General features: G+C 64.0%; 24 protein-coding genes. 14 read left to right on the top strand and 10 right to left on the bottom strand.

The window, feature by feature from the left end:
• The 6 genes from ACP7BZ_RS17655 to ACP7BZ_RS17630 are packed head-to-tail and all read right to left on the bottom strand — an operon-like array spanning position 1 to position 5,878.
• Complete coding sequence (locus ACP7BZ_RS17655) at positions 1-978, bottom strand: aliphatic sulfonate ABC transporter substrate-binding protein (RefSeq protein WP_426115538.1); 978 nt, start codon at positions 976-978, stop codon at positions 1-3.
• A complete protein-coding gene (locus ACP7BZ_RS17650; protein WP_426115536.1) occupies positions 968-2,362 on the bottom strand; it encodes an LLM class flavin-dependent oxidoreductase in 1,395 nt (464 codons plus the stop codon). The genes ACP7BZ_RS17655 and ACP7BZ_RS17650 overlap by 11 nt, the downstream gene beginning before the upstream one ends.
• The gene (locus ACP7BZ_RS17645; protein WP_426115534.1) at positions 2,359-3,192 is read right to left on the bottom strand and encodes a MetQ/NlpA family ABC transporter substrate-binding protein; all 834 of its coding nucleotides are present in this window, start codon (positions 3,190-3,192) and stop codon (positions 2,359-2,361) included. The genes ACP7BZ_RS17650 and ACP7BZ_RS17645 overlap by 4 nt, the downstream gene beginning before the upstream one ends.
• Positions 3,193-3,227: 35 nt before the next feature.
• Positions 3,228-3,902 (bottom strand): methionine ABC transporter permease, encoded by a 675-nt coding sequence (locus ACP7BZ_RS17640; protein ID WP_426115532.1) that lies wholly within the window; start codon positions 3,900-3,902, stop codon positions 3,228-3,230.
• Entirely contained in the window at positions 3,895-4,698 is an 804-nt protein-coding gene (locus ACP7BZ_RS17635) for a methionine ABC transporter ATP-binding protein (protein WP_426115530.1), read from the bottom strand. The genes ACP7BZ_RS17640 and ACP7BZ_RS17635 overlap by 8 nt, the downstream gene beginning before the upstream one ends.
• A gap of 1 nt (position 4,699) precedes the next feature.
• Positions 4,700-5,878 carry an acyl-CoA dehydrogenase family protein gene (locus ACP7BZ_RS17630; protein ID WP_426115528.1) on the bottom strand — a complete coding sequence of 393 codons (1,179 nt, stop codon included), beginning with the start codon at positions 5,876-5,878 and terminating at the stop codon, positions 4,700-4,702.
• A 195-nt stretch (positions 5,879-6,073) separates the two neighbouring features.
• Here ACP7BZ_RS17630 and ssuE point away from each other — a divergent pair, with 195 nt between their 5' ends.
• From ssuE to ACP7BZ_RS17560, 14 genes are all read left to right on the top strand, one after another.
• Complete coding sequence (gene ssuE / locus ACP7BZ_RS17625) at positions 6,074-6,649, top strand: NADPH-dependent FMN reductase (RefSeq protein ID WP_426115526.1); 576 nt, start codon at positions 6,074-6,076, stop codon at positions 6,647-6,649.
• A 13-nt stretch (positions 6,650-6,662) separates the two neighbouring features.
• Positions 6,663-7,640 (top strand): sulfonate ABC transporter substrate-binding protein, encoded by a 978-nt coding sequence (locus ACP7BZ_RS17620; RefSeq protein WP_426115524.1) that lies wholly within the window; start codon positions 6,663-6,665, stop codon positions 7,638-7,640.
• A 51-nt stretch (positions 7,641-7,691) separates the two neighbouring features.
• Positions 7,692-8,834 (top strand): FMNH2-dependent alkanesulfonate monooxygenase, encoded by a 1,143-nt coding sequence (gene ssuD, locus ACP7BZ_RS17615; protein WP_426115757.1) that lies wholly within the window; start codon positions 7,692-7,694, stop codon positions 8,832-8,834.
• Between the two features lies 1 nt (position 8,835).
• Entirely contained in the window at positions 8,836-9,621 is a 786-nt protein-coding gene (gene ssuC / locus ACP7BZ_RS17610; protein WP_426115522.1) for an aliphatic sulfonate ABC transporter permease SsuC, read from the top strand.
• 6 nt (positions 9,622-9,627) lie between these two features.
• Positions 9,628-10,437 (top strand): ATP-binding cassette domain-containing protein, encoded by an 810-nt coding sequence (locus ACP7BZ_RS17605; RefSeq protein ID WP_426115520.1) that lies wholly within the window; start codon positions 9,628-9,630, stop codon positions 10,435-10,437.
• A 66-nt stretch (positions 10,438-10,503) separates the two neighbouring features.
• The gene (locus tag ACP7BZ_RS17600) at positions 10,504-11,316 is read left to right on the top strand and encodes an endonuclease/exonuclease/phosphatase family protein (protein WP_426115518.1); all 813 of its coding nucleotides are present in this window, start codon (positions 10,504-10,506) and stop codon (positions 11,314-11,316) included.
• Positions 11,317-11,342: 26 nt separating this feature from the next.
• Positions 11,343-12,503, top strand: a complete 1,161-nt coding sequence (clsB, locus tag ACP7BZ_RS17595) for a cardiolipin synthase ClsB (protein ID WP_426115516.1) — start codon at positions 11,343-11,345, stop codon at positions 12,501-12,503.
• Positions 12,504-12,516: 13 nt separating this feature from the next.
• Positions 12,517-12,891 (top strand): RNA-binding S4 domain-containing protein, encoded by a 375-nt coding sequence (locus tag ACP7BZ_RS17590; protein WP_426115514.1) that lies wholly within the window; start codon positions 12,517-12,519, stop codon positions 12,889-12,891.
• 229 nt (positions 12,892-13,120) lie between these two features.
• Complete coding sequence (locus ACP7BZ_RS17585) at positions 13,121-13,750, top strand: TetR/AcrR family transcriptional regulator (protein ID WP_426115512.1); 630 nt, start codon at positions 13,121-13,123, stop codon at positions 13,748-13,750.
• A 98-nt stretch (positions 13,751-13,848) separates the two neighbouring features.
• Complete coding sequence (locus ACP7BZ_RS17580; RefSeq protein WP_426115510.1) at positions 13,849-15,639, top strand: acyl-CoA dehydrogenase C-terminal domain-containing protein; 1,791 nt, start codon at positions 13,849-13,851, stop codon at positions 15,637-15,639.
• A gap of 22 nt (positions 15,640-15,661) precedes the next feature.
• Entirely contained in the window at positions 15,662-18,061 is a 2,400-nt protein-coding gene (locus ACP7BZ_RS17575) for a 3-hydroxyacyl-CoA dehydrogenase/enoyl-CoA hydratase family protein (RefSeq protein ID WP_426115508.1), read from the top strand.
• Between the two features lie 27 nt (positions 18,062-18,088).
• Positions 18,089-19,285: an acetyl-CoA C-acyltransferase gene (locus tag ACP7BZ_RS17570; protein ID WP_426115506.1), complete on the top strand. Its 1,197-nt coding sequence runs from the start codon at positions 18,089-18,091 to the stop codon at positions 19,283-19,285.
• A 70-nt stretch (positions 19,286-19,355) separates the two neighbouring features.
• On the top strand, positions 19,356-20,132 hold the full coding sequence (locus ACP7BZ_RS17565) for an enoyl-CoA hydratase (RefSeq protein WP_426115504.1): 777 nt from the start codon (positions 19,356-19,358) through the stop codon (positions 20,130-20,132).
• A 452-nt stretch (positions 20,133-20,584) separates the two neighbouring features.
• Positions 20,585-21,643, top strand: a complete 1,059-nt coding sequence (locus ACP7BZ_RS17560) for an AI-2E family transporter (protein WP_426115502.1) — start codon at positions 20,585-20,587, stop codon at positions 21,641-21,643.
• Here ACP7BZ_RS17560 and ACP7BZ_RS17555 read toward each other — a convergent pair.
• From ACP7BZ_RS17555 to ACP7BZ_RS17540, 4 genes are all read right to left on the bottom strand, one after another.
• Complete coding sequence (locus tag ACP7BZ_RS17555; RefSeq protein WP_426115500.1) at positions 21,615-22,865, bottom strand: MFS transporter; 1,251 nt, start codon at positions 22,863-22,865, stop codon at positions 21,615-21,617. The genes ACP7BZ_RS17560 and ACP7BZ_RS17555 overlap by 29 nt on opposite strands.
• On the bottom strand, positions 22,865-23,398 hold the full coding sequence (locus ACP7BZ_RS17550; RefSeq protein ID WP_426115498.1) for a PadR family transcriptional regulator: 534 nt from the start codon (positions 23,396-23,398) through the stop codon (positions 22,865-22,867). The genes ACP7BZ_RS17555 and ACP7BZ_RS17550 overlap by 1 nt, the downstream gene beginning before the upstream one ends.
• Before the next feature lie 72 nt (positions 23,399-23,470).
• Positions 23,471-24,814, bottom strand: coding sequence for an MFS transporter (locus ACP7BZ_RS17545; RefSeq protein WP_426115496.1), 1,344 nt, complete (start codon positions 24,812-24,814; stop codon positions 23,471-23,473).
• The gene (locus tag ACP7BZ_RS17540; protein WP_426115494.1) at positions 24,792-26,177 is read right to left on the bottom strand and encodes a GH1 family beta-glucosidase; all 1,386 of its coding nucleotides are present in this window, start codon (positions 26,175-26,177) and stop codon (positions 24,792-24,794) included. Before ACP7BZ_RS17540 ends, ACP7BZ_RS17545 begins: the two co-directional genes overlap by 23 nt.
• Positions 26,178-26,194 lie beyond the last annotated feature (17 nt).

Raw genomic sequence — 26,194 nt, 5'->3', positions numbered from 1 at the left:
TCACGCGCGCACAATATACGGCTGGGCAAAGCGGGTATCGACCAGCGCACCGATCACGCGGGCGATGTCGGTATCGGCCTTGACCAGCCTTTCGGCGTGCAGGATGGGCGCCGCCAGTTGCAGGGCCTTGACGTGTTCGCTGGACGGCTGCGGATTGGAAAAATCGCTGCGCAGCTTAATTTGCAGCAGCGCCACCGGCAGCGACACCTTGGCTTCTTCGGCGAGGATGCGGGCGCCCTCGCCGGGATTGGCGCGCAGCCAGGCGCGCGCCTTTTCGTAGCCCTTGATGACTTTCGCCACCGCCTGCGGATTGGCCGCCAAAAAATCTTCGCGCACGTTCAGAAAGCCGTAGGTGTTGAAAGCGACGTTGCGGTACAACAGCCGCGAGCCACCTTCCAGCTCGCTCGCTGCCATGTGCGGATCGAGCCCGGCCCAGGCGTCGACCTTGCCCTGTTCGAGGGCGGCGCGGCCATCGGCGTGCTGCAGGCCGACGTGCTCGATGTCGCTGCGCTTGATGCCGGCGCTGGCCAGCGCGCGCAGCAGGAACAGGTAGGGATCGGTGCCCTTGGTGGCAGCAATTTTCTTGCCCTTCAAATCGGCCAGCGTGCGGATCGGCGAGTCTTTCCTGACCACCAGCGCAGTCCACTCGGGGCGCGAAAAAATATACGGTGTGGTGATCGGGTTGCCATTGGCTTTTGCCAGCAGCGCCGCCAGACCGGCGCTCGAGCCGATATCGATGCTGTTGCCATTGAGGTATTCGAGGGCACGGTTGCTGCCCGCGCTCAGTACCCACTTGACGCTGGCGCCGTCTTCGCGAAACGCTTCTTCGAGCCAGCCAAAGCGGCGCAGTACCAGGCTGGTGGGCGAATAATAGGCGTAGTCGAGGCGGATTTCTTTGAGGGGCGCGGCGGCGCCCAGCTTCGGCAAGGTGGCCAGCGCGGTGGCGCCGGCCAGTTTGAGGAGTTCTCTACGCTGCATGGGCTTCTTTCAGGGGGGAGGGATCGAGGCGCACCTGGCGCCCCGGGTGGGTCAAAGGCAGACGGGGACCGGCCCCCAGCAGTTGCTCGCGCAAGGTGCCAGCGGCGTAGTCGGTGCGATAGCGGCCGCGCCGCTGCAATTCCGGCACGATCAGCTCGACCACGTCGCGCATCGATTCGTGGGCGACGGCGAAGGCCAGATTAAAACCATCGATGCCGGTGTCATCCAGCCATGCTTCGAGCTGGTCGGCCACCTGGGCCGGGTCGCCAACGATGATGGGGCCGCGCCCGCCCAGGCCAATAAATCTGGCCGCTTCGCGCACCGTCCACGTGCGCTGCGGATCGGCCACGCTGAGCGACGCCAGCGCCGAGCGGCCCGCCTCGGTATCGATATAGTCGATGGTGGCATCGAGCGGCTGGCGGCTGAAATCGACACCGGTCCAGCCCGACAACAGCGCCAGCGCCGCTTCGATATCGATGTGGCTTTCATACTCGGCCAGCTTGGCGCGCGCAGCGGCCGCAGTGGGCGCCGTGACGATCAGCGCCTGCGCATACACCAGCAGGGCCTGGCCATCGCGCCCGGCCGCGCTGGCAGCGGCGCGCGCCTGCTCGACGTAGCGTTTGACCACCGCTTGACTGGGCCCACTGACAAAGGTCGCTTCGGCATGGCGCGCAGCGAAAGCGATGCCGCGCGGCGAGGCGCCAGCCTGGTACAGCAGCGGCGTGCGCTGGGGAGAAGGCTCGCACAGGTGGATGCCCGGCACCTGGTAATGGCGGCCGTGGTGGTTGATGGGGTGGACCCTGGCCGGATCGGTGTAGACACCGGTGGCCTTGTCGCGCACGACGGCGTCGTCGTCCCAGCTCTTTTCCCACAACTTGTAGACCACATCGAGGTACTCGTCGGCCAGGTCGTAGCGGGCGTCGTGACCCAGCTGGCGATCGAGTCCCAGATTGCGCGCGGCGCTATCGAGGTAACCGGTGACGATGTTCCAGCCAATGCGCCCGCCACTGAGATGGTCGAGCGTGGAGATGCGGCGGGCGAAAGTGTAGGGGTGCTCATAGGTCAGCGCCGCCGTCACCCCAAAGCCCAGGTGCCTGGTCGCATGGGCCATCAGCGGCACCAGTGCCAGCGGATCGTTCAGCGGCACCTGCACGCCATGGCGCAGGGCGGCGTCGACGCTGCCCTGGTAGACGTCATACACCCCCAGCACGTCGGCCAGGAACAAAGCGTCAAAGCGGCCCCGTTCCAGCAGCTGCGCCAGTTCGACCCAGTGGCTGGCGTCGAGATAGCGTTCGCTGGTGTCGCGCGGGTGCGTCCACAGCCCCGGTGACTGGTGGCCCACCGTGTTCATCTGGAAGGCATTAAAACGGATCGGCCGGCTCATTGCGCCCCCAGCGCCAGCTGGTAATCGGGCTTTGAATAGCCACTAAAATACTTGTTGGTGATGGCGAGGAATTCGCGCGAGCGGTAGGCGGCAGCGATGTCTTTGGCGAACTGCTTGTCCTTGTCGGCGGTGCGCACGGCGACCCGGTTGATGTAGTTCGGCGAGATTTTTTCCGCCGCCAGTGCATCTGTCAGTTTCAGGCCCGAGGCCAGCGCGTAGTTGCCATTGACGAAAGCGAAGTCGGCGTCATCGAGCGCGCGCGGCAGCTGCGCCGCTTCCAGCGGCAGCAATTGGATGTGGCGAAGGTTGACGGCGATGTCTTTTTCGGACGCCCGGATCGGGTCGATATGCTCGCGCAGCTTGATCCAGCCCAGCTGGTCGAGCAGTACCAGCGCGCGCGCCTGGTTGGTGGGGTCGTTCGGCAGCGCCACCGTGCTACCGGCCTTGACGTCACCGAGCGCGCGGTGCTTGCGGCTGTAAATGGCAATCGGCGCCGTTGGAATCGTCACCAGATCCGTCAGCGCCAGCTTGTGCTCGGTGGCGAACTTGGTCAGATAGACGATGTGCTGGAACACGTTGGCGTCCAGTGCCCCTTCGGCCAGCGCAAAATTCGGCTGGATGTAATCGTTGAACTCGACCAGCTTGACCTTGTAGCCCTGCTTTTCCAGAATCGGTTTGATGCCCAGCTTGATCTGGTCGGCATACGGCCCGGCACTGGTGCCGATGACGATTTCTTTCGGGTCTTTGGCCAGCGCCGAATGGGAAGTGAAGGTGAGGGCCAGGGCCAGGCCGATAGCGAGGGTGATGGCGGTGCGGCGAGCGAGGGTCATGATCAAAGCCTTGGTTATGATTGTTGGATAAAAATTTAGCGCTGGTCGAGCCGCCGCGCCAGCCGCGTGCCGGTAAACTGGATCGCCTGCACCAGTGCGATCAGCACGGCGACGGTGACGACCATGACGGTGGTGTCGAAGCGGTAGTAGCCATAGCGGATGGCGAGGTCGCCGATGCCGCCGCCGCCGACCACGCCCGCCACCGCCGAATACGACAAAAAGCTAATCGCCAGCACCGTCAGCGCCAGCACCAGGCCGGCGCGCGCCTCCACCAGCAGCACCCGCACGACGATCTGCAATTCGGAGGCGCCCATTGCGTGGGCGGCCTCGATAACGCCGCGCGGTACTTCTTTCAAATTCTGTTCGACCAGTCGGGCAAAGTAGGCGATGGCGGCAATCGATAGCGGCACGCTGGCCGCCAGCGGACCGATCGAGGTACCGGCCAGCCAGCGGGTAAAGGGCACCAGCGCCACCAGCAGGATGATGAAAGGGAAGGAGCGCACCGTGTTGACCAGCCAGCCAAGCAGCAGGGCGGCGGGGCGGTTGTGCAGCGACTGGCCATCGGCCACCAGGAAGAGCAGCACCCCCAGCGGGCCGCCCAGCAGCACCGCAGCCACGAGGCCGATGCCCAGCATGGTGAGGGTCTGCCCCACCGCGACCCACAGCTCGGGCAGCAGGGCGCTCAAGCTGACGAGGAAGGTGTCAAGCATGGACACTCTCCCGCCAGCTCGTCGCCGCCAGTTGCGCGCTGTTGTACTGCGCCAGTTCGCGGCCCAGCGCCGTCAGGCGCACGGTGGCGCGCTCGTGGACGGCGAACTGCTCGGCGATGGCGCCGTGTTCGATGACGGCGACGCGGTCGCAGATGGCGCCCACCACCGACAGCGCATGGCTGACGATGACGATGGTCACCCCCAGGTTGCGGTTGATGTCGCGCAGGGTCGCGAGCAGTTCGCGCGTGGTGTCGGCATCGAGCGCGGAGGTGGGCTCGTCGCACAGCAGCACGGCCGGGCGGCTGGCCAGCGCACGGGCAATCGCCACGCGCTGCTGCTGGCCGCCCGACAGCTGCGCCGGATAGCTGTGGGCTTTCTCTTGCAGCCCCACCAGCGCCAGGCATTCGTGCACGCGCGCGTGCACCACGCTACTGGCGCTGGCGTGCAGGCGCAAAGGGAAGGCGACGTTGTCGAATACGGTGGCGTTTTGCAGCAAATTAAACTGCTGAAAAATCATGCCGATGTTTTGCCGCGCTTCCCGCAGCGCGCGCTTGCCCAGCGCCGTCAGCTCGTGGCCATCGACGGTAATGCGGCCGCGGTCGGGCCGTTCGAGCAGGTTGATCAGGCGTAGCAGGGTCGACTTGCCGGCGCCGCTCTTGCCGATCAGGCCGAACACTTCGCCGGCATCGACCGTTAGCGAGACATCGCGCACGGCATCGAACGCGCCGCCGCGCGGCAGCGGGAAGGCCTTGCTGGCGTGCTCGATGCGGATCAGGGGGGAAGGATGGGATGCCATATCAGGAATACGCCGTCGCCTGTGGCAGGCTGCCATCGAGGGCGTAGCGGCCAAGATCGCGGATCTTGTAATCGATGGGATCGTGCAGGGTGTGCACGCGGACGTTGCGCCAAAAACGGTCAAAACCGAATTGCGCCGAGGTGCTGCGCGCCCCCGTCAGCTCGAACATCTGGCTGCTAATTTCCAGCCCCGCCTGATGTGCCAGCGCTTTCGCTTCCGCCACGGCGATGGCGACCAGTCCCCGTTCTTCGCCGGTCAGGGCGGCGCCGCGCCGGTAAGCCTGGTCGAGCAGCACGGCAGCGTGGTCGACGGCCAGTTCGGCCGGGCGCAGCAGCAGCCACAGCTTGCCGTAGCGGTGCTGCAGCAGCGGGTCGTCGGTGGCCTTGTCGACACCGGCGGCGAACCAGGCGCGCGCCTGTTCCTTGGTGTAGGTGCGGGCCGCTGCGAAAGCGCCCTGGCCGATGCCCAGATACAGGTTCGCCATGATCAGCTGCGCCACCTGCGAGCGCAGGCTGGCCTGGGCGGTGGGCACCTGACCGGGCGCCTGCAGTACCAGATCGGCTGGCAGCGCGACCTGCTCGAAACGCACGTTGCCGCTGTCGGTCTGGCGCTGGCCAAACGCATCCCAGTCGGGATGCACGCTGATGCCCGGCTGGCTCGCGGGCAGCACGGCGATCAGCGCGCCGTCGACGCTGTGATCCCAGGCCGACACGGTGAGCCAGTCGGCGCCCACCGAGCCGGAGGAAAAGCTCTTGATGCCGTCAAGGACAAAGCCATCGGCGCTGGCGCTGGCGACGGTGCGCTTGTCGAGGGGATTTAAGGCATTCCCCCAGAACAGGCGCTCGCGCACGGTGGCCGTCAGCAGGCGCTGGCGCTGGGCAGCGCTGCCATACAGGGTCAGGCCGGCTAACTGCAGGTGGTGAAAACCGTAAACATGGGCCAGCGCGCTGTCGGCCTGCGCCAGGATGCGGATGGTGGCGTAGACGGTGGGCCAGTCGGCGCCAGCGCCGCCGTAGTCGACGGGGATGGACAGGGCCAGCAAACCGGAGGCGCGGATCGCTTCGCGTTCGCGGCCCGCATGGCCACCGGCGCGGTCGCGTTCGACGGCGGTGCTGGCCAGCCAGGCGGCCAGCTCGGTGGCGATGCTGCGCGGGTCAATTTGTTGCAGGCTGTCAGGCATAGTAAAAACGCATTCTTGAAAGGACGATGATTTTTATCGTGCCTCGCGCCAGCCCCGGTGGGAACGAAGATATCCGTGCTTCGATATGCGAAAAACGCGCGAACGAAATTCGCATATCGAAGCGCGAATTGATTCGTTCGCGTTTTCAGAAGTGCGCTTTAGCCTGTTGACAAATCAACTTGCATCGGAAGCTATATGAGCGTTCTCCTGATCGGCGGCAGTCCCGCACCCACCTCCAGCGGCGCCCGCCTGCTGCACCATATCGGCGAGCGGCTCGCTTCACACGGCCACCAGTGCAGCCGGCTGCAGGTGCGCGATCTGCCCGCCGGCGCGCTGCTGCACGCCGACTTTGCCGACCCCGCCATCGTGCGGGCGCTGGCACTGGTGGCCGCTGCCGACGCCGTGGTGGTGGCCACACCGGTCTACAAGGCTGCGTATTCAGGCATCTTGAAGGCCTTTCTTGATCTGCTGCCGCAAGACGGTTTGGAGGGCAAGCTGGTGCTGCCAATTGCCACCGGCGGCAGTCAGTCACACATGCTGGCGCTCGATTACGCCTTGCGTCCGGTGCTCGCTTCGCTGTCGGCACGGTTTATTTTGCCCAGCATTTATACGACCTCCGACCAGTTGCGCTGGCACGCCGAGCATGGCTTGAGTCTCGATGAGGCGATCGCCGTGCGGGTCGCGCGCGGGGTCGAGCAACTGTCGTCCGAACTGTTTTCGCTGGCCCTGCGCCGTCCTGCTTCCCTGACTCCCCAACCGGCCCTGGCCTGATCGGATTTTGACAATGACCCATTCCACTCACCGCGCCGCCCGCCGCCAGACGTTGGCCCTGATGGGCGCTGCCATGCTCGCTGGCATGCTGCCCGCGGGCGCTGCCAGAGCAGCGGCTGACGGTGGCAAGCGCGCAGTGCGCATCGGCTACCAGAAATACGGCACGCTGACCCTGCTCAAGGGCCGCGGCACGCTCGATGCCCGCCTCGCCGCCCAGGGCATCAGCGTCAAATGGACCGAGTTTCCCGCCGGCCCCGTGCTGCTCGAGGGCCTCAATGTCGGCAGCATTGATTTTGGTACCGTCGGCGAGGCGCCGCCCATTTTTGCGCAGGCGGCCGGCGCCAACCTGGTGTACGTCGGCTACGAGCCGCCGTCGCCCGGTTCGGAAGCGATCGTGGTGCCGAAAAATTCGCCCCTGCGCACGCTGGCCGATTTGCGCGGCAAGAAGGTGGCGCTCAACAAGGGTTCGAACGTGCACTACCTGCTGGTAAAAGCGCTGGAAAAAGCCGGCATCGCCTACCCCGACATTCAAACGGTGTTCCTGCCACCGGCCGATGCCCGCGCCGCGTTTGAGCGGGGCGCGGTCGATGCCTGGGCCATCTGGGACCCGTTCCTGGCCGCCGCCGAGCACCAGCTGGGCGCGCGCGTGCTGGCCGATGGCAGCGCACTGGTGTCGAATCACCAGTTTTATCTGGCCGCGCGCAGCTATGCGGAAAAGAACGCCGACATCGTCGCCATCGTGCTGGAAGAACTGGCCAAGGTCGACGACTGGGGCCGCGCCCACCTGTCAGAAGTGGCCGCCATCCTCGCCGCGCAAACGGGGCTGGAGACGGCGGTGCTGACGCGCGCCGCCCGGCGCTATTCGTACGGTGTCAAGCCGGTGTCGGCGGCGGTGATCGCCGAGCAGCAGAAAATCGCCGACGTGTTCGCCCAATTAAAACTGATCCCCGGCCCCATCGTGGTGAAAAACGCCCTGCTGGCGGCGCGCTAAGCGCGCACCGCTCATAACGCTAGAGAGTCGCTCATGTCATCCAAAAAACCCTTGAACATTTTCTGGTTCATTCCCACCCACGGCGACAGCCGCTATCTGGGCACCACCAAAGGCGCCCGCGCCGTCGATGCCGCCTATTTGCAGCAGGTGGCGGTGGCCGCCGACACCCTCGGTTACGACGGCGTGCTGCTGCCGACCGGGCGCTCGTGTGAAGACGCCTGGGTGGTTGCCTCCAGCCTGATCGCGGTGACGCAAAAACTCAAATTTCTGGTGGCGATCCGCCCCGGCCTGTCGAGCCCCGGTCTGGCGGTGCGCATGGCGTCGACCTTCGACCGGCTGTCGAACGGCCGCCTGTTGATCAACGTCGTCACCGGCGGCGATCAGGGCGAGCTGGAAGCGGACGGCGTGTTTGCCGATCACGCCAGGCGCTATGAAATCTCCGACGAATTTTTCCGCATCTGGCGCGCCTCGATGGCGGGCGAGGGCGGCGCTGCCGGCTACGATTTCGAAGGCAAGCACCTGCAGGTCAAGGGCGCCAGGACTTTATATCCACCCGTGCAAAAGCCGTATCCGCCGCTGTACTTCGGCGGCTCGTCCGAGCCTGCCCACGAGCTGGCGGCCGAGCAGATGGATACCTATCTGACCTGGGGCGAGCCACCGGCAGCGGTGGCGGAAAAACTGCAGGATGTGCGCGCCCGCGCCGCCAAACATGGCCGCACGCTCACCTTTGGCATCCGCCTGCACGTGATCGTGCGCGAGACCAGTGAAGCAGCGTGGCGCGCCGCCGACGACTTGATCAGCCACCTCGACGACGAGGTGATCGCCAAGGCGCAGCAGGCGTTTGCCAAAATGGATTCGGTGGGCCAGCAGCGCATGGCCGCCCTGCACGGTGGACGGCGCGACCAGCTCGAAGTCTCGCCCAATCTGTGGGCCGGTGTTGGCCTGGTGCGCGGCGGTGCCGGCACGGCGCTGGTGGGCGACCCGGAAACGGTGGCGGCGCGCATCCGCGAGTACGCCGACCTCGGTATCGATACCTTTATTTTTTCCGGCTATCCCCACCTGGAAGAATCGTACCGCTTTGCCGAGCTGGTATTTCCCCTGCTGGGTAAAGGCAAAGACGCCGGCGAACAGTCGATCACGGGCCCGTTTGGCGAAATGATGGCCAGCGATATCGTGCCGAAAAAGGCGGCTTGAAGTGGCCCGGCTGCGCCGCCGTCCCCTGCGCTCTGCTTTGACTGCACTGGCACCATGGGCGCTGCCGCTGGCGCTGGTCGTCGGCTGGGAAGTGGCGGCGCGCGCTGGCTGGCTGTCGAGCCGCATCCTGCCCGAACCGCTGGCCGTGGCGAAAGCGTTCTGGCGGCTGGCGCTGTCGGGCGAGCTGGCGCTGCACCTGCGCGCCAGCCTGTGGCGGGCGCTATCGGGCTTTGCCATCGGCGCTGGCCTCGGGCTGTCACTGGGGCTGTTGACAGGCAGTGTGCGGCGCGCTGAAACGCTGCTCGACACCACCTTGCAAATGGTGCGCAACATCCCGGCGCTGGCCCTGATTCCGCTGGTGATCCTGTGGTTCGGCATCGATGAAACGGCCAAGCTGTTTTTGCTGGCGGTGGGCGTGTTCTTCCCCGTCTACCTCAATACCTTTCACGGTATCCGCTCGGCTGACCAGGCGCTGATCGAAATGGCGAAAAGTTATGGGGTGCGCGGCTGGCCCCTGTACCGCGATGTCATTTTGCCGGCGGCGCTGCCCGCGATCCTGGTGGGCGTGCGCTTTTCGCTGGGCCTGGTGTGGGTGCTGCTGATCGTGGCCGAGACCATTTCGGCGCAGGCTGGCATCGGTTACATGACCATGAATGCCCGCGAATTTTTGCAAACCGATGTCGTGCTGGTGGGGATTTTGCTGTACGCCCTGCTGGGCAAGGGCGCCGATGTGCTGGCACGCGCGCTCGAACGGCGCTGCCTGCGCTGGAATCCTGCCTACCTGTGAGAACCCATGCAAACTAACTTGATCGAAACCACGCGCGTCGGCGCCGCCGCAGCCGCAGCAACCGCAACAGCAACAGCAACAGCAACAGCAACAGCGGCAGGCGCGCGCCAGGGCACAGCGCTGACCGTGCGTGCGCTCCGTAAATCGTTCGGCGCGCGCAGCGTCCTCGATGGCATCGACCTGGCACTGGCGGCTGGCGAATTTGTCGCCATCGTCGGTCGCAGCGGCTGCGGTAAAAGCACGCTGCTGCGCGCCATCGCCGGCCTGGAGACCCTCGACGGCGGCAGCATCGAGGGCGCCGCCAGAATGCGCATGATGTTCCAGGAAGCCCGCCTGCTGCCATGGAAATCGGTGCGCGACAATGTGCGGCTCGGTGCGCGAGGCCCGGCCAACGGCGCCGATGCCGACGCGGCGCTGGGCGCCGTTGGCCTGGCCGGTCGCGCCGCCGACTGGCCGGCACTGCTGTCGGGCGGGCAGCGGCAGCGGGTGGCGCTGGCGCGCGCACTGCTGCATCAGCCGCCCCTGCTGCTGCTTGACGAACCACTCGGCGCGCTCGATGCCCTCACCCGCATCGAGATGCAGCGCCTGATTGAGTCGCTGTGGCTGGCACGGGGTTTTACGGCCGTCCTGGTGACCCATGATGTGCAGGAAGCACTGGCGCTGGCCGACCGCGTGCTGGTGATCGAAGCGGGCCGCATCGCCCTCGAAGTGGTGGTCGACCTGCCCCGTCCGCGCCAGCGCGATGCCCGGTTTGCTGCACTGGAACAGCATCTGCTGCAGCATTTGCTGGGCCAACCGGCGGCGCAGCACGCTTGAAGGGCGCGGTCGCGCACAATTGAGTGTTGGAACATTTTCGGCCTCAGTTGAGGTTAGAATGTTCTCATGAAAATTCGCGTTGCCACCTATAACATCCACAAGGGCGTGTCCACCATCCGCGCCACCCCGCGCGTGCTGGCGCTGAAGAAGGCGATCGGCCTGTTCGACGCCGAGGTGGTGTTCCTGCAAGAAGTGCAGGGCAAGCACGACAAGTACACCAGCAAATTTGGCGATGAAACGCGCGGCCAGCGTCACTGGCCGCAAGCGGCCCAGCACGACTATTTTGCCGGCGAATCGCACCACGCTGCCTACGGCATGAATGCCATTTACGACCATGGGCACCACGGCAACGCCTTGCTCTCGGCGTTCCCGATCGGCAACATGCACAACCACGATGTCTCCGACCACGCCTATGAGCAGCGCGGCATTTTGCACTGCATGCTCGATACCCCCAGCGGCAGCGTGCACTGTTTCGTCGTCCACCTGGGCCTGTTCGAAGCGGGGCGCACGCGCCAGACCGAAGCGCTGATCAATTGCGTGCTGGCGTCGGCGCCCGCTGGCGAACCGGTCATCATCGCCGGCGACTTCAATGACTGGCGCAACACCCTGTCGGCCACGCTGCGCGACAAGCTGGGGGTGACGGAAGTGTTCGACGAACTGGGCAGTGGCTCCATGCTCGGTGGCATGGTGCGCGGCTTGATGGGCACCAAGCGCAAGGTAACGCCGGCGCGCACTTTTCCGGCGGCGCTGCCGTGTTTCCGGCTTGACCGCATCTATGTGCGCGGTTTCAAGGTTGATACCGCCGAGGTCCTCCATGGTCCCCTGTGGGCCAAGCTGTCGGACCACGCGCCCATCGTTGCCACCCTCAAGCTGGCCTGAGCCCCGCGCGCGGCCGCCACGCCCCCATGCGTTCAGTCCTTTATCAATACAACAATGATGTAAGGCTACTCGAGAGCGGGGTGGCACTGTTTCCCGACCTGCTCGCTGCAATCGCCGCAGCGCACAGCGAAATCCATTTCGAAACCTATATCTTTGCCGCCGACGATACCGGCGCTGCCGTCGAGCAGGCGCTGGTGGCGGCTGCCCGCCGCGGCATCAAGGTGCGCGTCGTCATCGACTGGTTCGGCAGCGGCCATGCCCAGTGCAAGCGGCTCGCTGCCGTGTTTGCTGAAGCGGGCGTGCATTGCCGCATTTTTAATCCCTGGTTCAAAAAGGGCGTCACCCGCACCCACCGCAAGATCACCGTGGTCGACCGCAGCGTGGCCTTCGTCGGCGGCATCAACGTCAATGACGATTACCTGTGCGATTACAACCCCCACGTGCGCCTGCCGGCCCCGCGCTGGGACTTTGCCGTGCGCGTGACGGGCCCGCTGGTCGAGGACATCCACCGCGAAGCGCAGGCCCAGTGGGCACGGGTCGGGCGCATGGGCTTGCTGCGCCGCCTCGATCTGTTCCGTCAAATGAAGCGCGACGGCCCGGTCGCCGGCAACGGTCCCATGCAGGCTGGCTTCGTGGTGCGCGACAATTTTCGCAACCGCCGCACCATCCAGCGCGCCTACCTGCAGGCGATCGGCCGCGCCCGCAGCAGCATCCTGATGGCCAATCCGTATTTCGCCCCGGGCCGGAAATTTCGCGAAGCGCTGGGGCGCGCGGCCGAGCGCGGCGTCAAGGTGACGCTGTTGATCGGCGTCGGTGAATTTCAGTTGCAAGACATGGTGGCGCATTCGTTTTATCCGAAACTGCTGGGCTGTGGGGTGAATGTCGTCGAGTACCAGAAAACCCAGCTGCACGCCAAGGTCGCCGTCATTGACGATGACTGGGCGACGGTCGGTTCGTCCAATTGCGATGGCCTGTCGCTGTTCTTGAACCAGGAAGCGAACGTGGTGGTGCGCGATGCCCAGTTTGCCGCCAGCATGCGCGCGCACATCGAGGCCGGCATCGCCGACGGTGTCGTTATCGCCGTCGACCACTTCAAGCACGTCGGCAGGATCAAGCGGGCCGGCTACGGCGCCGCCTATTTTTTGTATAAACTGGTGATGCGCGTGGTCGCCATTGGCTACGCCTGACTCTGGACACTGCATGGATCAAGTACGCATCGACAAGTGGCTGTGGGCCGCCCGTTTTTTTAAAACCCGCTCGCTGGCAACCGACGCCATCGACAATGGCCGGGTGCGCCTCGATGGCGAACGGATCAAGCCGGCGCGCGCCGTCAAGCTGGGCGATCTGCTCAATATCGACAATGGCGCCGACCGCTGGGATGTCGAAGTGCTGCAAATTTCCGACCAGCGCGGGCCGGCGCCGGTGGCGCGCTCGCTGTATGACGAAAGCGCTGCCAGCGTGGCCAAGCGCGAATTGATGAAGGAAGGCCGGCGCCTGTATCCGGAGCCGGGCAGTACCATCAAGGGGCGGCCGACCAAGCGCGATCGGCGGGCGCTGACCAAGGCCAGCGAATAGTGAGCGTCAATGACCCTGGCACTGGCAGCGCAGCTGCCTGTCCCAAGGGCGCATGAAGGCGCAATCGCCCCCGGCAGTGTCGGAACAGGCGTGGGTAAATAGAATCGCCCTTCTAAGTTCCAGTTTGACATTTACCGCTGCCTGGATAATAGTACGAGCGTTCGGATTTTTTCGGCAGCGTCTTACTATTCCACTTTGTAGGTAAATTATCAATACTTCAGTCAAATTCATGCGCAAGGGCGAGTTGACCCGGGCCGCCATCCTCGACGTGGCGCTCGACCTGGCCAGCCGGGAAGGGCTCGAGGGTCTGACCATCGGCTTGCTCGCGGACAAGATGAACATGAGCAAGTCGGGGGTGTTCGCGCACTTTGGCTCGCGTGAAGACTTGCAGATCGAAGTATTGAAGCTGTACCACGCGCGCTTCGAGCAGGAAGTGTTTTTTCCCAGCGTGCAAGAGCCACGCGGCTTGCCGCGCCTGCGTTCGATGTTCGCCCGCTGGGTCAAGCGGGTCAGCGTCGAAATTGCCTCGGGTTGCATTTATATCAGTGGCGCCGTCGAGTACGACGACCGCCAGGGGCCCATCCGCGAAGAGCTCGTCGCCATGGTGCGCGCCTGGCAGGGCGCGCTGCTGCGCTGTACCGAGCAAGCGATCAGCGTCGGCGATTTGCAGGCCGATACCGATGCCGCCCAGCTGGTCTATGAAATGTATGGCCTGATCCTGGCCCTGCACCACGATGCCCGCTTCCTGCGCATGCCCGGCAGTGTCGAGCGCTGCCGCCGCGGTTTTGAGCGGCTGATTGAAAATTACCGTGACCAGCCGGCCGTCGCTGCCGACCTTGCCGACGCCGGCAAGCCGTAACAATGCAGGCGCCCACTGCGCCCTGCAGGTAGTATCGCTGTACCGAATTTTTTGTACTTACATCATTCGTCAAATTCCACCTTGTCAGGAGAAACACCATGGGTCAATACATCGCGCCACTCAGGGACATGCAGTTCGTGCTGCACGAAATGTTCAACGTCACCGAAGAACTCAAGGCCATCCCCAAATTTGAAGATGTCGACGCCGACATCATCAACCAGGTGCTGGAAGAGGGCGCCAAATTCACCCAGGAAGTGCTGTTCCCGCTGAACCATTCGGGTGACCGCGAAGGCTGCCATTACGATGCCGCCAGCAAGTCGGTGACCACCCCCAAGGGTTTTAAGGACGCCTACCAGAAGTACGTCGATGGCGGCTGGGCCGCGCTGGCCTGCGATCCCGAATACGGCGGCCAGGGCTTGCCGGTGGTGCTCAACAACTCGTTCTACGAAATGCTCAACTCGTCCAACCAGGCCTGGACCATGTACCCCGGCCTGTCGCACGGCGCCTACGAGTGCCTGCGCGAACACGGCACCGAGCAGCAGAAAAAACTGTACCTGCCAAAGCTGGTCTCCGGCGAATGGACCGGCACCATGTGCCTGACCGAAGCCCATTGCGGCACCGACCTCGGCATGCTGCGCTCGAAAGCGCTGCCGCAGGATGACGGCTCGTGGCTGATCACCGGCTCAAAAATCTTCATTTCGGCCGGCGAACACGACATGGCTGCCAACATCGTCCACCTGGTACTGGCCCGTGTGCCTGGCGCGCCGGAAGGCTCGAAAGGTATTTCGCTGTTTGTCGTGCCGAAGTTCCTGCCCAATGAAGACGGCAGCGTCGGCGCGCGCAATCCCATCACCTGCGGCGCCATCGAAGAAAAAATGGGCATCCACGGCAACTCCACCTGCCAGATGAACCTCGATTCGGCCAAGGCCTGGATTATCGGCGAGCCCAACAAGGGTCTCAATGCCATGTTCGTGTTCATGAACGCGGCCCGCCTGGGCGTTGGCATGCAGTCGCTGGGCCTGACCGAAGTGGCGTATCAAAACGCCCTGGTGTATGCCCGCGACCGCATCCAGATGCGCAGCCTGTCCGGCCCCAAAGCGCCCGACAAACCGGCCGATCCGATCATCGTCCATCCCGATGTACGCCGCATGCTGTTGACGGCCAAAGCGTATGCCGAGGGCGCGCGCGCGTTTTCCTCCTACGTGGCGCTGCAGATCGACCGCGAACTGCACCACCCGGACGCCGATGTGCGCAAGGAAGCGGCCGATGAAGTGGCCCTGCTGACCCCCATCATCAAGGCCTTCATTACCGACAATGGCTGGATCGCCACCTCCGAAGCGATGCAGGTGTACGGCGGCCACGGCTACATCGCCGAATGGGGCATGGAGCAGTACGTGCGCGACGCCCGCATCAACATGATTTACGAGGGCACCAACACCATCCAGTCGCTCGACCTGCTGGGCCGCAAAATCTTGATGGACAACGGCGCCAAGCTGCGCAAGTTCGGCGAAAAAATCAAGGCCTTCGTCGAAGACAATGGCACCGATGAAGCGATGTCCGAGTTCATCACGCCACTGGGCGAGCTGGGCGACAAGGTCACGAAATTGACCATGGAAATCGGCATGAAAGCGTTCCAGAACCCCGACGAAGTGGGCGCGGCCTGCGTGCCGTACCTGCGCGTGGTCGGCCACCTGGTCTACAGCTACTTCTTTGCCCAGATGGCGAAGATCGCGCTGGCCAAGGAAGATTCGGGCGACAATTTTTACAAGGCCAAGCTGGCCACCTCGCGCTTTTACTTCGGCCGCCTGTATCCAGAAACCGCGATGCTCATTCGCCAGGCCCGTTCGGGCGCCGCCAATCTGCTGGCGCTCGATGCTGACCTGTTCTAACTAAAAAAATCGAGAGACATTCATGAGCCATTTTATTGTCAAAAAAGTCGCCGTGCTGGGCGCCGGTGTGATGGGCGCGCAAATCGCCGCCCACTGCATCAATGCGAAAGTCCCGGTTGTGCTGTTCGATCTGCCAGCGAAGGAAGGGCCGAAAAACGGCATCGTCCTGCGCGCCATCGAGAACCTGAAAAAACTCAGCCCGGCGCCGCTCGGTAACCGCGACGACGCTGCCCTGATCGAGGTCGCCAATTACGACGACAACCTCGACCTGCTGGCCGGCTGCGACCTGATCATCGAAGCCATCGCCGAGCGCATGGACTGGAAACACGACCTGTACAAAAAGGTCGCGCCGCACATCGCCCCCAACGCCATTTTTGCGTCGAACACGTCGGGCCTGTCGATCACCGCGCTGGCCGACGGTTTCGACGACGCCCTGAAAGCACGTTTCTGCGGCGTGCACTTTTTTAACCCGCCGCGCTATATGCACCTGGTCGAGATCATCCCGACCGCCTCGACCAGCGCCGCCATCGTCGACCAGCTCGAAGGCTTCCTGACCACCACCCTGGGCAAGGGCGTCGTGCGCGCCAAGGACACGCCGAACTTCATCGCCAACCGCGTCGGTATCTTCGGCATGCTGGCGACCATCCACGAAGCGGAAAAATTCGGCCTGTCGGTCGACGTCGTCGATGACCTGACCGGCGCCAAGCTCGGTCGCGCCAAGTCGGGCACCTTCCGCACCGCCGACGTCGTCGGTCTCGACACCATGGGCCACGTCATCAAGACCATGCAGGACACCCTGCAGGACGACCCGTTTTTCGCGCTGTATAAAACCCCGGACGTGCTGGCCAAACTGGTCGCCGCCGGCGCCCTCGGCCAAAAAACCGGTGCCGGCTTTTACAAAAAGGTTGGCAAGGATATTTTACGTCTCGACTTTGCGACCGGCGACTACGTCACCGGCGGCGGCAAGGCGGCCGACATCATTGGCCGCATCCTCAAAGAAAAAGACCCGGTCAAAAAATTTAAGGCCCTGCGCGAGTCGACCAATCCACAGGGGCAGTTCCTGTGGGCGATCTTCCGCGACGCCTTTCACTACATCGCCGTGCACGCCGGTTCGATCGCCGACAATGCGCGCGACATCGATTTCGCCATGCGCTGGGGGTTTGGCTGGAACGTCGGCCCGTTTGAAACCTGGCAGGCCAGCGGCTGGCAGCAGATCGCCACCTGGATCAGCGAAGACATCGCCGCAGGCCGCGCACTGACCAACACGCCATTGCCGGCGTGGGTCACCAGCGGCGCGGTTGCCGAAGCAGGCGGCGTGCATACCGAAGCGGGTTCCTACTCGGTGTCGAAAGACACCTTCGTGCCCCGTTCGACCCTGGCCGTGTACGACCGCCAGGCCTTCCGCGCCCCCATGTTCGGCACCAGGGCGATCGACGGCAAGACTGCCGGCGTGACCTTCTTTGAAGATGAATCGGTACGCATCTGGCACATGCAAGACGAGGTCCTCGTCATCTCCCTGAAAACCAAGATGCACGTGATCGGCGAAGGCGTCATCAATGGCCTGAAAATGGCGCAGGAAGAAGCGGCCAAGAACTTCAAGGGCCTGGTGATCTGGAATACCGATGCGGCCGAAGGCGGCGCGTTTTCCGCTGGCGCCGATCTGCAGGCGGCCCTGCCGCTGTTCATGCAGGGTGGCGCCAAGGCGATGGAGCCGGGCATCAAGGCGCTGCAAAATGCCTTCATGGGGATGAAATATTCGAACGTGCCGGTGGTCGCCGCCGTGGCCGGGCTGGCGCTGGGCGGTGGTTGCGAAATGGCGCTGCACGCCTCCAAACGGGTGGCGTCGATCGAGTCGTATATCGGCCTGGTCGAAGTGGGCGTGGGCCTGATCCCGGCCGGCGGCGGCTTGAAGGAAGCCGCTGCGCGCGCCTCGATGGAGGCCAAAGGCAGCGACATCCTGCACTTCCTGAAAACCGGCTTTACCAATGCCGCCATGGCCAATGTGTCCAAATCGGCGCTGGAAGCGAAAGCGATGGGTTACCTGAAAGAAGACGACGTCATCGTCTTCAATGCCTATGAACTGCTGCACGTGGCCAAGGTCGAAGCGCGCGCCATGTTTGACGCCGGCTACCGTCCACCGCTGCAAAAGCCGATCACCGTGACGGGCTGCTATGGCCTGGCCACCATCAAGGCGCAGCTGGTCAATATGCGCGACGGCGGCTTTATTTCGGCGCACGACTTCAAGCTCGGCGAGATGATCGCCACCATCGTCACCGGCGGCGATGTCGACCAGGGCAGTGTGGTCAACGAGCAGTGGCTGCTGGACATGGAATGCAAGGCCTTCCTTGAGCTGCTCAACCACCCGAAATCGCAGGAACGGATCATGGGCATGATGCAGACCGGTAAGCCAGTCCGCAATTAAGCGCTTGATCAGAACAGAGAGACGAAAATGACCAAACAACTTCAAGACGCTTACATCGTCGCCGCCACCCGCACCCCGATCGGCAAGGCGCCGCGCGGCATGTTCAAGACCACCCGTCCGGACGATTTGCTGGTGCGCGTGCTGCAAAGCGCGATGGCGCAGGCGCCCGGCCTCGACCCGGCCCTGATCACCGACGCCATCATCGGCTGCTCGTTCCCGGAAGCGGAGCAGGGCTTTAATATTGCCCGCATGGCGGTGCTGCTGGCCGGCCTGCCGAAAACGGTGGGCGGCGTCACCGTCAACCGTTATTGCGCCTCGGGCATCACCGCCATTGCCATGGCCGCCGACCGCATCCGCGTCGGTGAAGCCGACGTCATGATCGCCGGTGGCGTCGAATCGATGTCGATGGTGCCGATGATGGGCCACCACCCATCGATGAACATGAATATGTTTAGCGACGACAACATCGGCATGGCCTACGGCATGGGCTTGACGGCGGAAAAAGTCGCCACCCAGTGGAACATCTCGCGCGAAGCGCAAGACGCCTTCGCTGTCGAATCGCACCGCCGCGCCATCGCCGCCCAGCAGGCCGGCTTCTTCAAGGACGAGACCACGCCGGTCGAGATCATCACGCGCACGCCGAACCTGGCCACTGGCCAGATCGACATCCACACGCGCCTGGTCGATACCGACGAAGGCGCGCGCGCCGATTCGACCCTGGCCTCGCTGGGCAAACTCAAACCGGTGTTTGCCGCCAAGGGTTCCGTCACCGCCGCCAACAGTTCGCAAATGTCGGATGGCGCTGGCGCCCTGATCCTGGTGTCGGAAAAAATCCTGCGCGAGCATAACCTGACGCCGCTGGCCAAATTTTCATCGTTTGCCGTCAAGGGCGTGCCGCCGGAGATCATGGGCATCGGTCCGAAGTTCGCCATTCCGGCCGCCTGCGCCGCCGCCGGCATTACCCAGGACCAGCTCGACTGGATCGAATTGAACGAAGCGTTTGCCGCGCAGGCGCTGGCGGTGATCGGCGACCTCGGTCTCGATCCATCCAAGGTCAATCCGATGGGCGGCGCCATTGCACTGGGCCACCCGCTGGGCGCCACCGGCGCCATCCGCGCCGCCACCGTGGTGCACGCGCTGCGTCGTAACAACCTCAAGTACGGCATGGTGACCATGTGCGTTGGCACCGGCATGGGCGCTGCCGGTATTTTTGAACGCGTGTAAGCAGCACGGGGACGGGCGCCATGGGTGCCTGCCCCCCTCTTGAACTCCCCCACCGCACGCAAGGACCCCGATGGACATCCTGACCCACCAAGCCGACGGCATCCTCACTATTGCCTTTAATCGCCCCGAACGCAAAAACGCCATCACCGGCGCCATGTACCAGACCATGGCCGATGCGCTGGTCGCCGCCGACACCGACAGCGCCGTGCGCGCCATCGTTTTCACCGGCAAGCCGGAGATTTTCACGGCCGGTAACGACCTCGAAGATTTCATGAAGAACGCCCCCGCCGGCGGCAAGCCGGACGCCGCGCGCCCGGTCTACCAGTTCATGCGCGCGCTGGCCGGTTGCAGCAAACCCGTCATCGCCGCCGTCTCGGGCGCCGCCATCGGCATCGGCACCACCATGCTGATGCACTGCGACATGGTCTACGCCGCCGACAACGCCAAGTTCAGCATGCCGTTCGCGCAATTGGGCCTGTGCCCCGAATTTGCCTCCTCGGTGCTGTTCCCGGCCGTGGCCGGGTATCCGCGCGCTGCCGAAAAACTGCTGCTGGGCGAATCGTTTAGCGCCGCCGACGCGCTGGCCATGGGCATGCTGTCAAAGGTACTGCCGGCCGAGGAACTGCTGGCCTACGCGATGGCCCAGGCAGCCAAGCTGGTGGCCCTGCCTGCAGCCTCGGTGCGTGCCACCAAGAGCCTGATGAAGCAGCCTTTGCAGGCCGGCATCGAGGTGGCGATTGCGGCCGAGATCGAGCTGTTTAGCGCCATGCTGCGCGCGCCCGAAGCGAAAGAAGCGTTTACGGCATTTTTTGAAAAGCGAAAGCCGGATTTTTCGAAGTTTGCCTGAGCAAGCAATAGCGTCAAGCTTGAACCGCTTGGTCGCAGACGATGCAGGTTGCAGCGCTGCAGCGCTGCAGCGCTGCAGTGCCGCAGTGCTGTCTACTGGACCCCCGCTTCGCCCTTGCTTGAACTGGATAACTTTGTGCTTCGGCAGTTGCCGTGCGCGTTTTACTGTCCTGCGTCGTTCTCTCAGTGTGCCTGACCAGCCCGACACGCGCCGCGTAAATGGCCTTCGTCGGGCCACTGCGACCTGCCAATCACCGACTCACCCATTGCGCTTGCGGACCCCGAATGGCGCTCAGCGGGGCAATGCTGGAAATGGTACCGCAGAGTGCCTGTCACCATCGTGTGCAAGCGGACGATTGCGCTGGCCGCAATTGGTGGTACCAGCACTTCTGGTGCGCAAGCGTTGCGGACGATCGTTTATGATGCGACAACCCCCACTTTGCGCGCGCTCCCATGCACCAATATTCTCTCCACCAAAAAACTTTTCTGTCCCTGCTGGTGCTGGTCACCATCGGCTTTTTCTGGGTGCTGGCGCCGTTTGCCGGCGCCGTCTTCTGGGGCGTGGTGCTGGCGATTCTGTTCGCCCCCGTGTACCGCTGGCTGCTCAAGAAAACTGCTCAACGGCACAATCTGGCGTCCTTGATCACCCTGTTCCTGATCGTCGTCATCGTCATCCTGCCGCTGTCGCTGGTGGCGGTGTCGCTGGCCAACCAGGCCGCCCACGTGGTCGACCTGGTGAAATCTGGCGAGCTCAGCGTGGGGTCGTCGTTCACCCGCGTGATGGCGGTGTTGCCGCAGTGGGCGATCGGCCTGCTCGAGCGTTTTGAGCTCACTTCGCTGGTCACCATCGAGAAAAAAATCACCGCCGTCGCCGCGCAGCTCAGCCAGGTGGTGGCGACCCAGGCCCTGTACGTGGGCAGCTACACCTTCGATTTTCTGGTCAGCCTGTTCATCATGTTGTATTTGCTGTTTTTCCTGATGCGCGACGGCCACGCACTGGTCGGCCGGATCAAGGCCGCCGTGCCGCTCAGCCGCAAGTACAAGCAGCGGCTGTTCGCCAATTTCACCACCGTGATCCGCGCCACCGTCAAGGGCAATGTACTCGTTGCCATTGCCCAGGGGGCGCTGGGTGGCCTGGCCTTCTGGTTTCTCGGCGTGCAGGGGGCAGTCCTGTGGGGCACCCTGATGGCGTTCCTGTCGCTGCTGCCGGCCGTTGGCGCCGCCATCGTGTGGGTACCGGTGGCGGTGTATTTTCTCGCCAGCGGCGCCATCTGGCAGGGCGTGGCCTTGAGCGTGTTTGGCGTGCTGGTCATCGGCCTGGTCGACAACCTGCTGCGCCCCTTATTGGTCGGCAAGGACACCAAGATGCCCGATTACGTCGTACTGCTCTCGACCGTCGGTGGCATGGCCCTGTTTGGCCTGAACGGTTTTGTGATCGGCCCGGTAGTGGCGGCCCTGTTCCTGGCCTGCTGGGACCTGTTTGTCACGGCCGAGGAATTTCACGAGGCGTGATCGCTTGGTAAGCGGCAGGCGTTTGCCGCAGGCGCAGCACCCACAGCGACGAGACCACCGCCAGCGCTGCCGCCAGCACGCCATTGACGCCATAGTTGGCGATGTGGCCAGCGCTGTCGGTGACCAGGAACTGGCCGCCGATCCAGGCACCGAGGCCCGTACCCAGTTGCTGGATCGCCGAATTGACGCTGAGGAAAGCGCCCCGTTGCGAGGGCGCGGGAATGGTCGTCAAGAGCGCTTGCATTGGAATATTGCGCGCCGACATGGACGTCATGAACAGCACGAAGCTGCCGATGATCAGCGCCATCGGCAGCGGCACCAGGTGGGTCAGCAGCAGGGCCGGCACGATCGACCAGGCGATGGCGATGCGAAACATCGTCAGCGCGCCGACGCGGTCGGCCAGCCGCCCCAGCCAGCGCGCGCTGGCCAGCGTGGCGGCGCCGCCGCACAGGTAGACCCAGGTCATGTCGACCGGCTGCACGCCGAGGTTGCCCACCAGCGTGGGGGCAATAAAAGGGATGATCATCATCGAACCGAGCATGTTGACGCCGGAAAGTAAAAAAGCGTCGCGCTGGCGCTGTACCTTGAACAGGCCCAGCAGGTCCGGCAAGATCTCGCGCACGGGGCGCACGCCATTGGCCAGGTGGCCGTCCAGGCGCGGCAGGATGACGGCAGCGGCGCACCAGATCAGCACCGACATTAACACCAGCAGCAGGAACGGTGCCGACCAGTTGTAATGGGCGCCCAGCATGACGCCGGCCGGCACCCCGGCAACGGCGGCCATGCCGAACGAAGTCATGACGATGCCGGTGGCAGCGCCGCGCCGTTCGGGCGGAATGACGTCGGCGATGATCGCCATGGTGATCGACGACAGCACGCCGCCGGTCAGGCCGGCAAACGCCCGTGCCAGCACCAGCGTATGAAAGGTGGGCGCCAGCGCGCAGCCCAGGTTGGAGATGGTGAACAGGCAAAACATGGCCAGCATCAGGCGCTTGCGCGAAAAGCGGTCGATGTAGGTGGCGGCAAACAGGCCCGACAGACCGGCGCACCAGGCATATGCCGATACCGCCCCCGAGATGGCGGCCGGCCCCACATCAAAGGCCCGCATCAGCTGGGGGGAGAGCGGCATCATCACCATGAAATCCATGATGACGGTAAATTGCGTCAGCGCGAGCAACCACAACAGCATGGTTTCGCGCCGCGCCGTCAGGACGGCCGCCATTACGCCAGCCCCTCGATGTCGATGGTAGCGCGCTGCAAGATCGCGCGGATCTGCGCGTGCCGCCCGGCGTCGTCGGGCGCGGCGCGGTAGCTGTCAATGACGGCCTGTTTGAGCGCATGCATCAGCGCACGCGCATCGTCGTGCCCGTCACCGGGATTGCGCAGGCGCGCCAGCACGGCATCGACCAGCTGGCGGTTTTCAGCGAGGAAGGCGCGGCCGTCATCGGTGATGGCGTGCAACTTCTTGTTGCCATCCTGGGTGCTGTCGATCTGCCCCATGTCGAGCAGCATGGCCAGCAGTGGATAGATGGCGCCCGGGCTGGGGGCATAGGCGCCGCCGGCCAGCGCTTCGATTTCCTTGATCAGCTCGTAACCGTGGCGGGGCTTTTCGGCAATCAGGTGCAGCACGGCGAAGCGCATGGCGCCGGCGTCGAACATTTTCGGACCGCGGCCGGGGCCGCCGCCGTGAGCGTGGCGGTGGCCGCCATGGTGGGGACCATGAAAACGGTGGTGATGGTCGAAGGACAGGACCATGGCAAACTCCTTAAGATATATCGCAGTGAGATATATCTTAAATTGTTTGCCGCCGATTGCAAGCGGATTTTTTCAGGCCGGTCGGGCCTGTGCCGGTCTGGTTTCTTCCGCAATATTAAACGGCGCATACCAGCACGCCAGGAAGGAGGGGATGGTGGCCACCATCACGAATGTGAAGTAACCGACGTAGCCGAGGCGCTGCTCGAGGTGGCCGCTGATGACGCCGGTGACCATGCCGCACAGGCCCATCAGCCCGGTACCGAAGGCGTAGTGGGTGGTCATGTACTTGCCGGGCGCCAGTTGCTGCATCAAGTAAATCATGAAGCCGACCGAACCGAAGCCAAAAAAGAATTTCTCAATGATCACGCCGGCGCTGATCAACAGCAGGCTGTCGGGCCGCCAGATACTCATGAGCAAAAAGGTGACGTTGGGGATATTCACGGCGCAGCACAGCAGGAACAGGGTCGGTTGCAAGCCCCGTCGCGCCACAAAAATGCCGCCGAGGAGCGAGCCGAGCAGCACCGCCGCCAGGCCGTAGGTGCCGTAGATCAGGCCCAGCAGTTCATTCGACATGCCCAGTCCCCCTTGGGCGGCGCTGTCGACCATGAAGAACGGGCCGATTTTTTCCAGCAAGCCGATGCTCAGCCTGAACAGGAAAGCGAAGGCCACCATGCGCCACACCTGCGGTTTTTGAAAAAAGGTGACGAAGGAGTCGCCCAGGATGCGCGCGGCCGCCGCCACGCTGGTCGGCGTTGACGGCGCGCGGGCGCCATCGGGCATGACTTTGGCGTGCCAGGCGGCCATCAGCAGGGTGACCACGGCGACGATGGCGAACACCACCCGCCACGCATCGATCCAGTCGGGGCCGAAGCGGCCGGCATCGTGGTGAAACACGTGCGTATGCAGGTAGCCGCTCAGGTAGACCAGGCCACCGGAAGCGACGATCGGGCCGATATTCCACGACAGGCTCTGGATGCCGCAGTACAGCGACTGCGTGCGCTGGTCGAGCGAGGTGACGTAGACGCCATCGCTGGCGATGTCCTGGGTGGCGCCGATGAAGGACATCAGCCAGAACAGCGGCATCAGCACCACCATGTAGTCGGGCAGCGCCATCGCCAGGGCGACGCCGGCAAAACCGACCCCCATCAACAGCTGCGCGCACAGCACGAAGAATTTTTTGGTGCGGTACATTTCGACGAAGGGTGCGAACAGCGGCTTGATGGTGTAGGCGAGAATGAGCATGCTCGAATACTGGGCGGCGCGGCCATTGTCCATGCCCAGATTTTTGAACATGATCGCCGTCACGCTGGTGAGCATGACGTAGCCGAGCGCCATGGTGAAGTAGCCGCTGGTGACCCACAGCAGGGGCGAGCGCCGTTGGGTGGGAATTGTATTAATGGTTTTCATCGTTTTCATGGTTATCCTCGCCGTTGGTCGCTGCGCGCTGCTGTGCCACGAAATCGCGGTACCAGCGCGCGCTCGCTTTCGGTGTGCGGCGCTGGCTGGCATAGTCGACATGGACGATGCCGAAGCGCTTGGCATAGCCCGAATTCCACTCGAAGTTATCGAGCAGGCTCCATAAAAAATAACCGGCGACGTTGACGCCGCCATCGATGGCCGCCTTCAGCGCGGCCAGGTGGCTGGCGACAAACTCGATCCGTTCGACATCGTCAATGGCGCCGTGGCGCAGCAGGTCGGCGCTGGCCATGCCATTCTCGGTAATATAAACCGGTGGCAGGGCGTATTGCTGGTGCAGTTTTAACAGCAGCTCGGTCAGTCCCTGCGGATAGATCTCCCAGCCCATGGCGGTGCGGCCCAGCAGCGCTGGCGGCGGCAGCGGCGGGATGGCGGCGCTGCACCAGGCACGAAAATAATAATTGACCCCCAAAAAATCGAGCGGCTGGCAGATGATGGCGAAGTCGCCATCGGCCACCTGCGGTGCATGCTCGCCATGCGCCTGCAGTGCCAGCGCCGGATAGTGGCCCTTGAACAGGGGATCCATGAACCATTCGACCGAGCGCGCATATTCGAGGGCGGCGAGGGCGATATCGGCGGCACTGTCGGTGGCCGGGTCGGCGCACCATTGATTGAGGACGATGCCCAGTTTGGGGCTGCAGCCAAGCTGCTTGCAGACGGCGCGCATGGCCGTCATCGCCAGTCCGTGCGAGAGCAGCAGATGGTGCGAGACCTGGATGGCGGCGCCGGCATCGGCCACGCCGGGCGCGAACTGGGCGTTGCCGTAACCGAGGTTGGCGCTGCACCACGGCTCGTTGTGGGTGGCAATGCTGGCGAGCCGGTGGCCGAAGCGGCGCGTCACTTCGGCGGCGTAGTCGGCAAAATGGCAGGCGGTGGTCCGTTCGAGCCAGCCGCCCTGGTCCTGCAAACCCTGTGGCAAGTCCCAGTGATACAGGGTCAGGTGCGCTTCGATGCCGCGCGCGGCCAGGGCGTCGAGCAGGCGCGCGTAGAAATCGAAGCCCGCTTCATTCCACGGCCCGGAGCCGCTCGGCTGCACGCGTGACCAGGCCATCGAAAAGCGGTAGGCCCGTAAACCCATCGCCGCGATCAGGTCGACGTCTTCTTCGAAGCGGTGGTAGTGGTCGCAGGCGATGTCGCCGTTGCTGTCGTCGGTGATGGCGCCGCTCTGGCGGCAAAAGGTGTCCCAGATCGAAGGCCCTTTGCCGTCGGCGCTGGCGGCGCCCTCGATCTGGAAGGCGCTGGTGGCGACGCCCCAGGTGAAGTCGGCGGCAAAGCGCGGTGGGTTGGTGAGTAAATCAGTCATGTGCGCAGCATTCGGAA

The sequence above is a fragment of the Massilia sp. PWRC2 genome, from assembly GCF_049896725.1.
Classification (GTDB): domain Bacteria; phylum Pseudomonadota; class Gammaproteobacteria; order Burkholderiales; family Burkholderiaceae_D; genus JAFCUW01.
Note: the sequence above shows the minus strand (reverse complement) of the source record. Positions and strands in the feature narration are given on the sequence as shown.

Bases quoted from the DNA above. Each gene is read 5' to 3' on its own strand.
- ACP7BZ_RS17655 (WP_426115538.1), bottom strand. From the start codon at position 978: ATGCAGCGTAGAGAACTCCTCAAACTGGCCGGCGCCACCGCGCTGGCC.
- ACP7BZ_RS17650 (WP_426115536.1), bottom strand. From the start codon at position 2,362: ATGAGCCGGCCGATCCGTTTTAATGCCTTCCAGATGAACACGGTGGGC.
- ACP7BZ_RS17645 (WP_426115534.1), bottom strand. From the start codon at position 3,192: ATGACCCTCGCTCGCCGCACCGCCATCACCCTCGCTATCGGCCTGGCC.
- ACP7BZ_RS17640 (WP_426115532.1), bottom strand. From the start codon at position 3,902: ATGCTTGACACCTTCCTCGTCAGCTTGAGCGCCCTGCTGCCCGAGCTG.
- ACP7BZ_RS17635 (WP_426115530.1), bottom strand. From the start codon at position 4,698: ATGGCATCCCATCCTTCCCCCCTGATCCGCATCGAGCACGCCAGCAAG.
- ACP7BZ_RS17630 (WP_426115528.1), bottom strand. From the start codon at position 5,878: ATGCCTGACAGCCTGCAACAAATTGACCCGCGCAGCATCGCCACCGAG.
- ssuE (WP_426115526.1), top strand. From the start codon at position 6,074: ATGAGCGTTCTCCTGATCGGCGGCAGTCCCGCACCCACCTCCAGCGGC.
- ACP7BZ_RS17620 (WP_426115524.1), top strand. From the start codon at position 6,663: ATGACCCATTCCACTCACCGCGCCGCCCGCCGCCAGACGTTGGCCCTG.
- ACP7BZ_RS17605 (WP_426115520.1), top strand. From the start codon at position 9,628: ATGCAAACTAACTTGATCGAAACCACGCGCGTCGGCGCCGCCGCAGCC.
- ACP7BZ_RS17600 (WP_426115518.1), top strand. From the start codon at position 10,504: ATGAAAATTCGCGTTGCCACCTATAACATCCACAAGGGCGTGTCCACC.
- clsB (WP_426115516.1), top strand. From the start codon at position 11,343: ATGCGTTCAGTCCTTTATCAATACAACAATGATGTAAGGCTACTCGAG.
- ACP7BZ_RS17590 (WP_426115514.1), top strand. From the start codon at position 12,517: ATGGATCAAGTACGCATCGACAAGTGGCTGTGGGCCGCCCGTTTTTTT.
- ACP7BZ_RS17585 (WP_426115512.1), top strand. From the start codon at position 13,121: ATGCGCAAGGGCGAGTTGACCCGGGCCGCCATCCTCGACGTGGCGCTC.
- ACP7BZ_RS17580 (WP_426115510.1), top strand. From the start codon at position 13,849: ATGGGTCAATACATCGCGCCACTCAGGGACATGCAGTTCGTGCTGCAC.
- ACP7BZ_RS17575 (WP_426115508.1), top strand. From the start codon at position 15,662: ATGAGCCATTTTATTGTCAAAAAAGTCGCCGTGCTGGGCGCCGGTGTG.
- ACP7BZ_RS17570 (WP_426115506.1), top strand. From the start codon at position 18,089: ATGACCAAACAACTTCAAGACGCTTACATCGTCGCCGCCACCCGCACC.
- ACP7BZ_RS17565 (WP_426115504.1), top strand. From the start codon at position 19,356: ATGGACATCCTGACCCACCAAGCCGACGGCATCCTCACTATTGCCTTT.
- ACP7BZ_RS17560 (WP_426115502.1), top strand. From the start codon at position 20,585: ATGCACCAATATTCTCTCCACCAAAAAACTTTTCTGTCCCTGCTGGTG.
- ACP7BZ_RS17555 (WP_426115500.1), bottom strand. From the start codon at position 22,865: ATGGCGGCCGTCCTGACGGCGCGGCGCGAAACCATGCTGTTGTGGTTG.
- ACP7BZ_RS17550 (WP_426115498.1), bottom strand. From the start codon at position 23,398: ATGGTCCTGTCCTTCGACCATCACCACCGTTTTCATGGTCCCCACCAT.
- ACP7BZ_RS17545 (WP_426115496.1), bottom strand. From the start codon at position 24,814: ATGAAAACGATGAAAACCATTAATACAATTCCCACCCAACGGCGCTCG.
- ACP7BZ_RS17540 (WP_426115494.1), bottom strand. From the start codon at position 26,177: ATGACTGATTTACTCACCAACCCACCGCGCTTTGCCGCCGACTTCACC.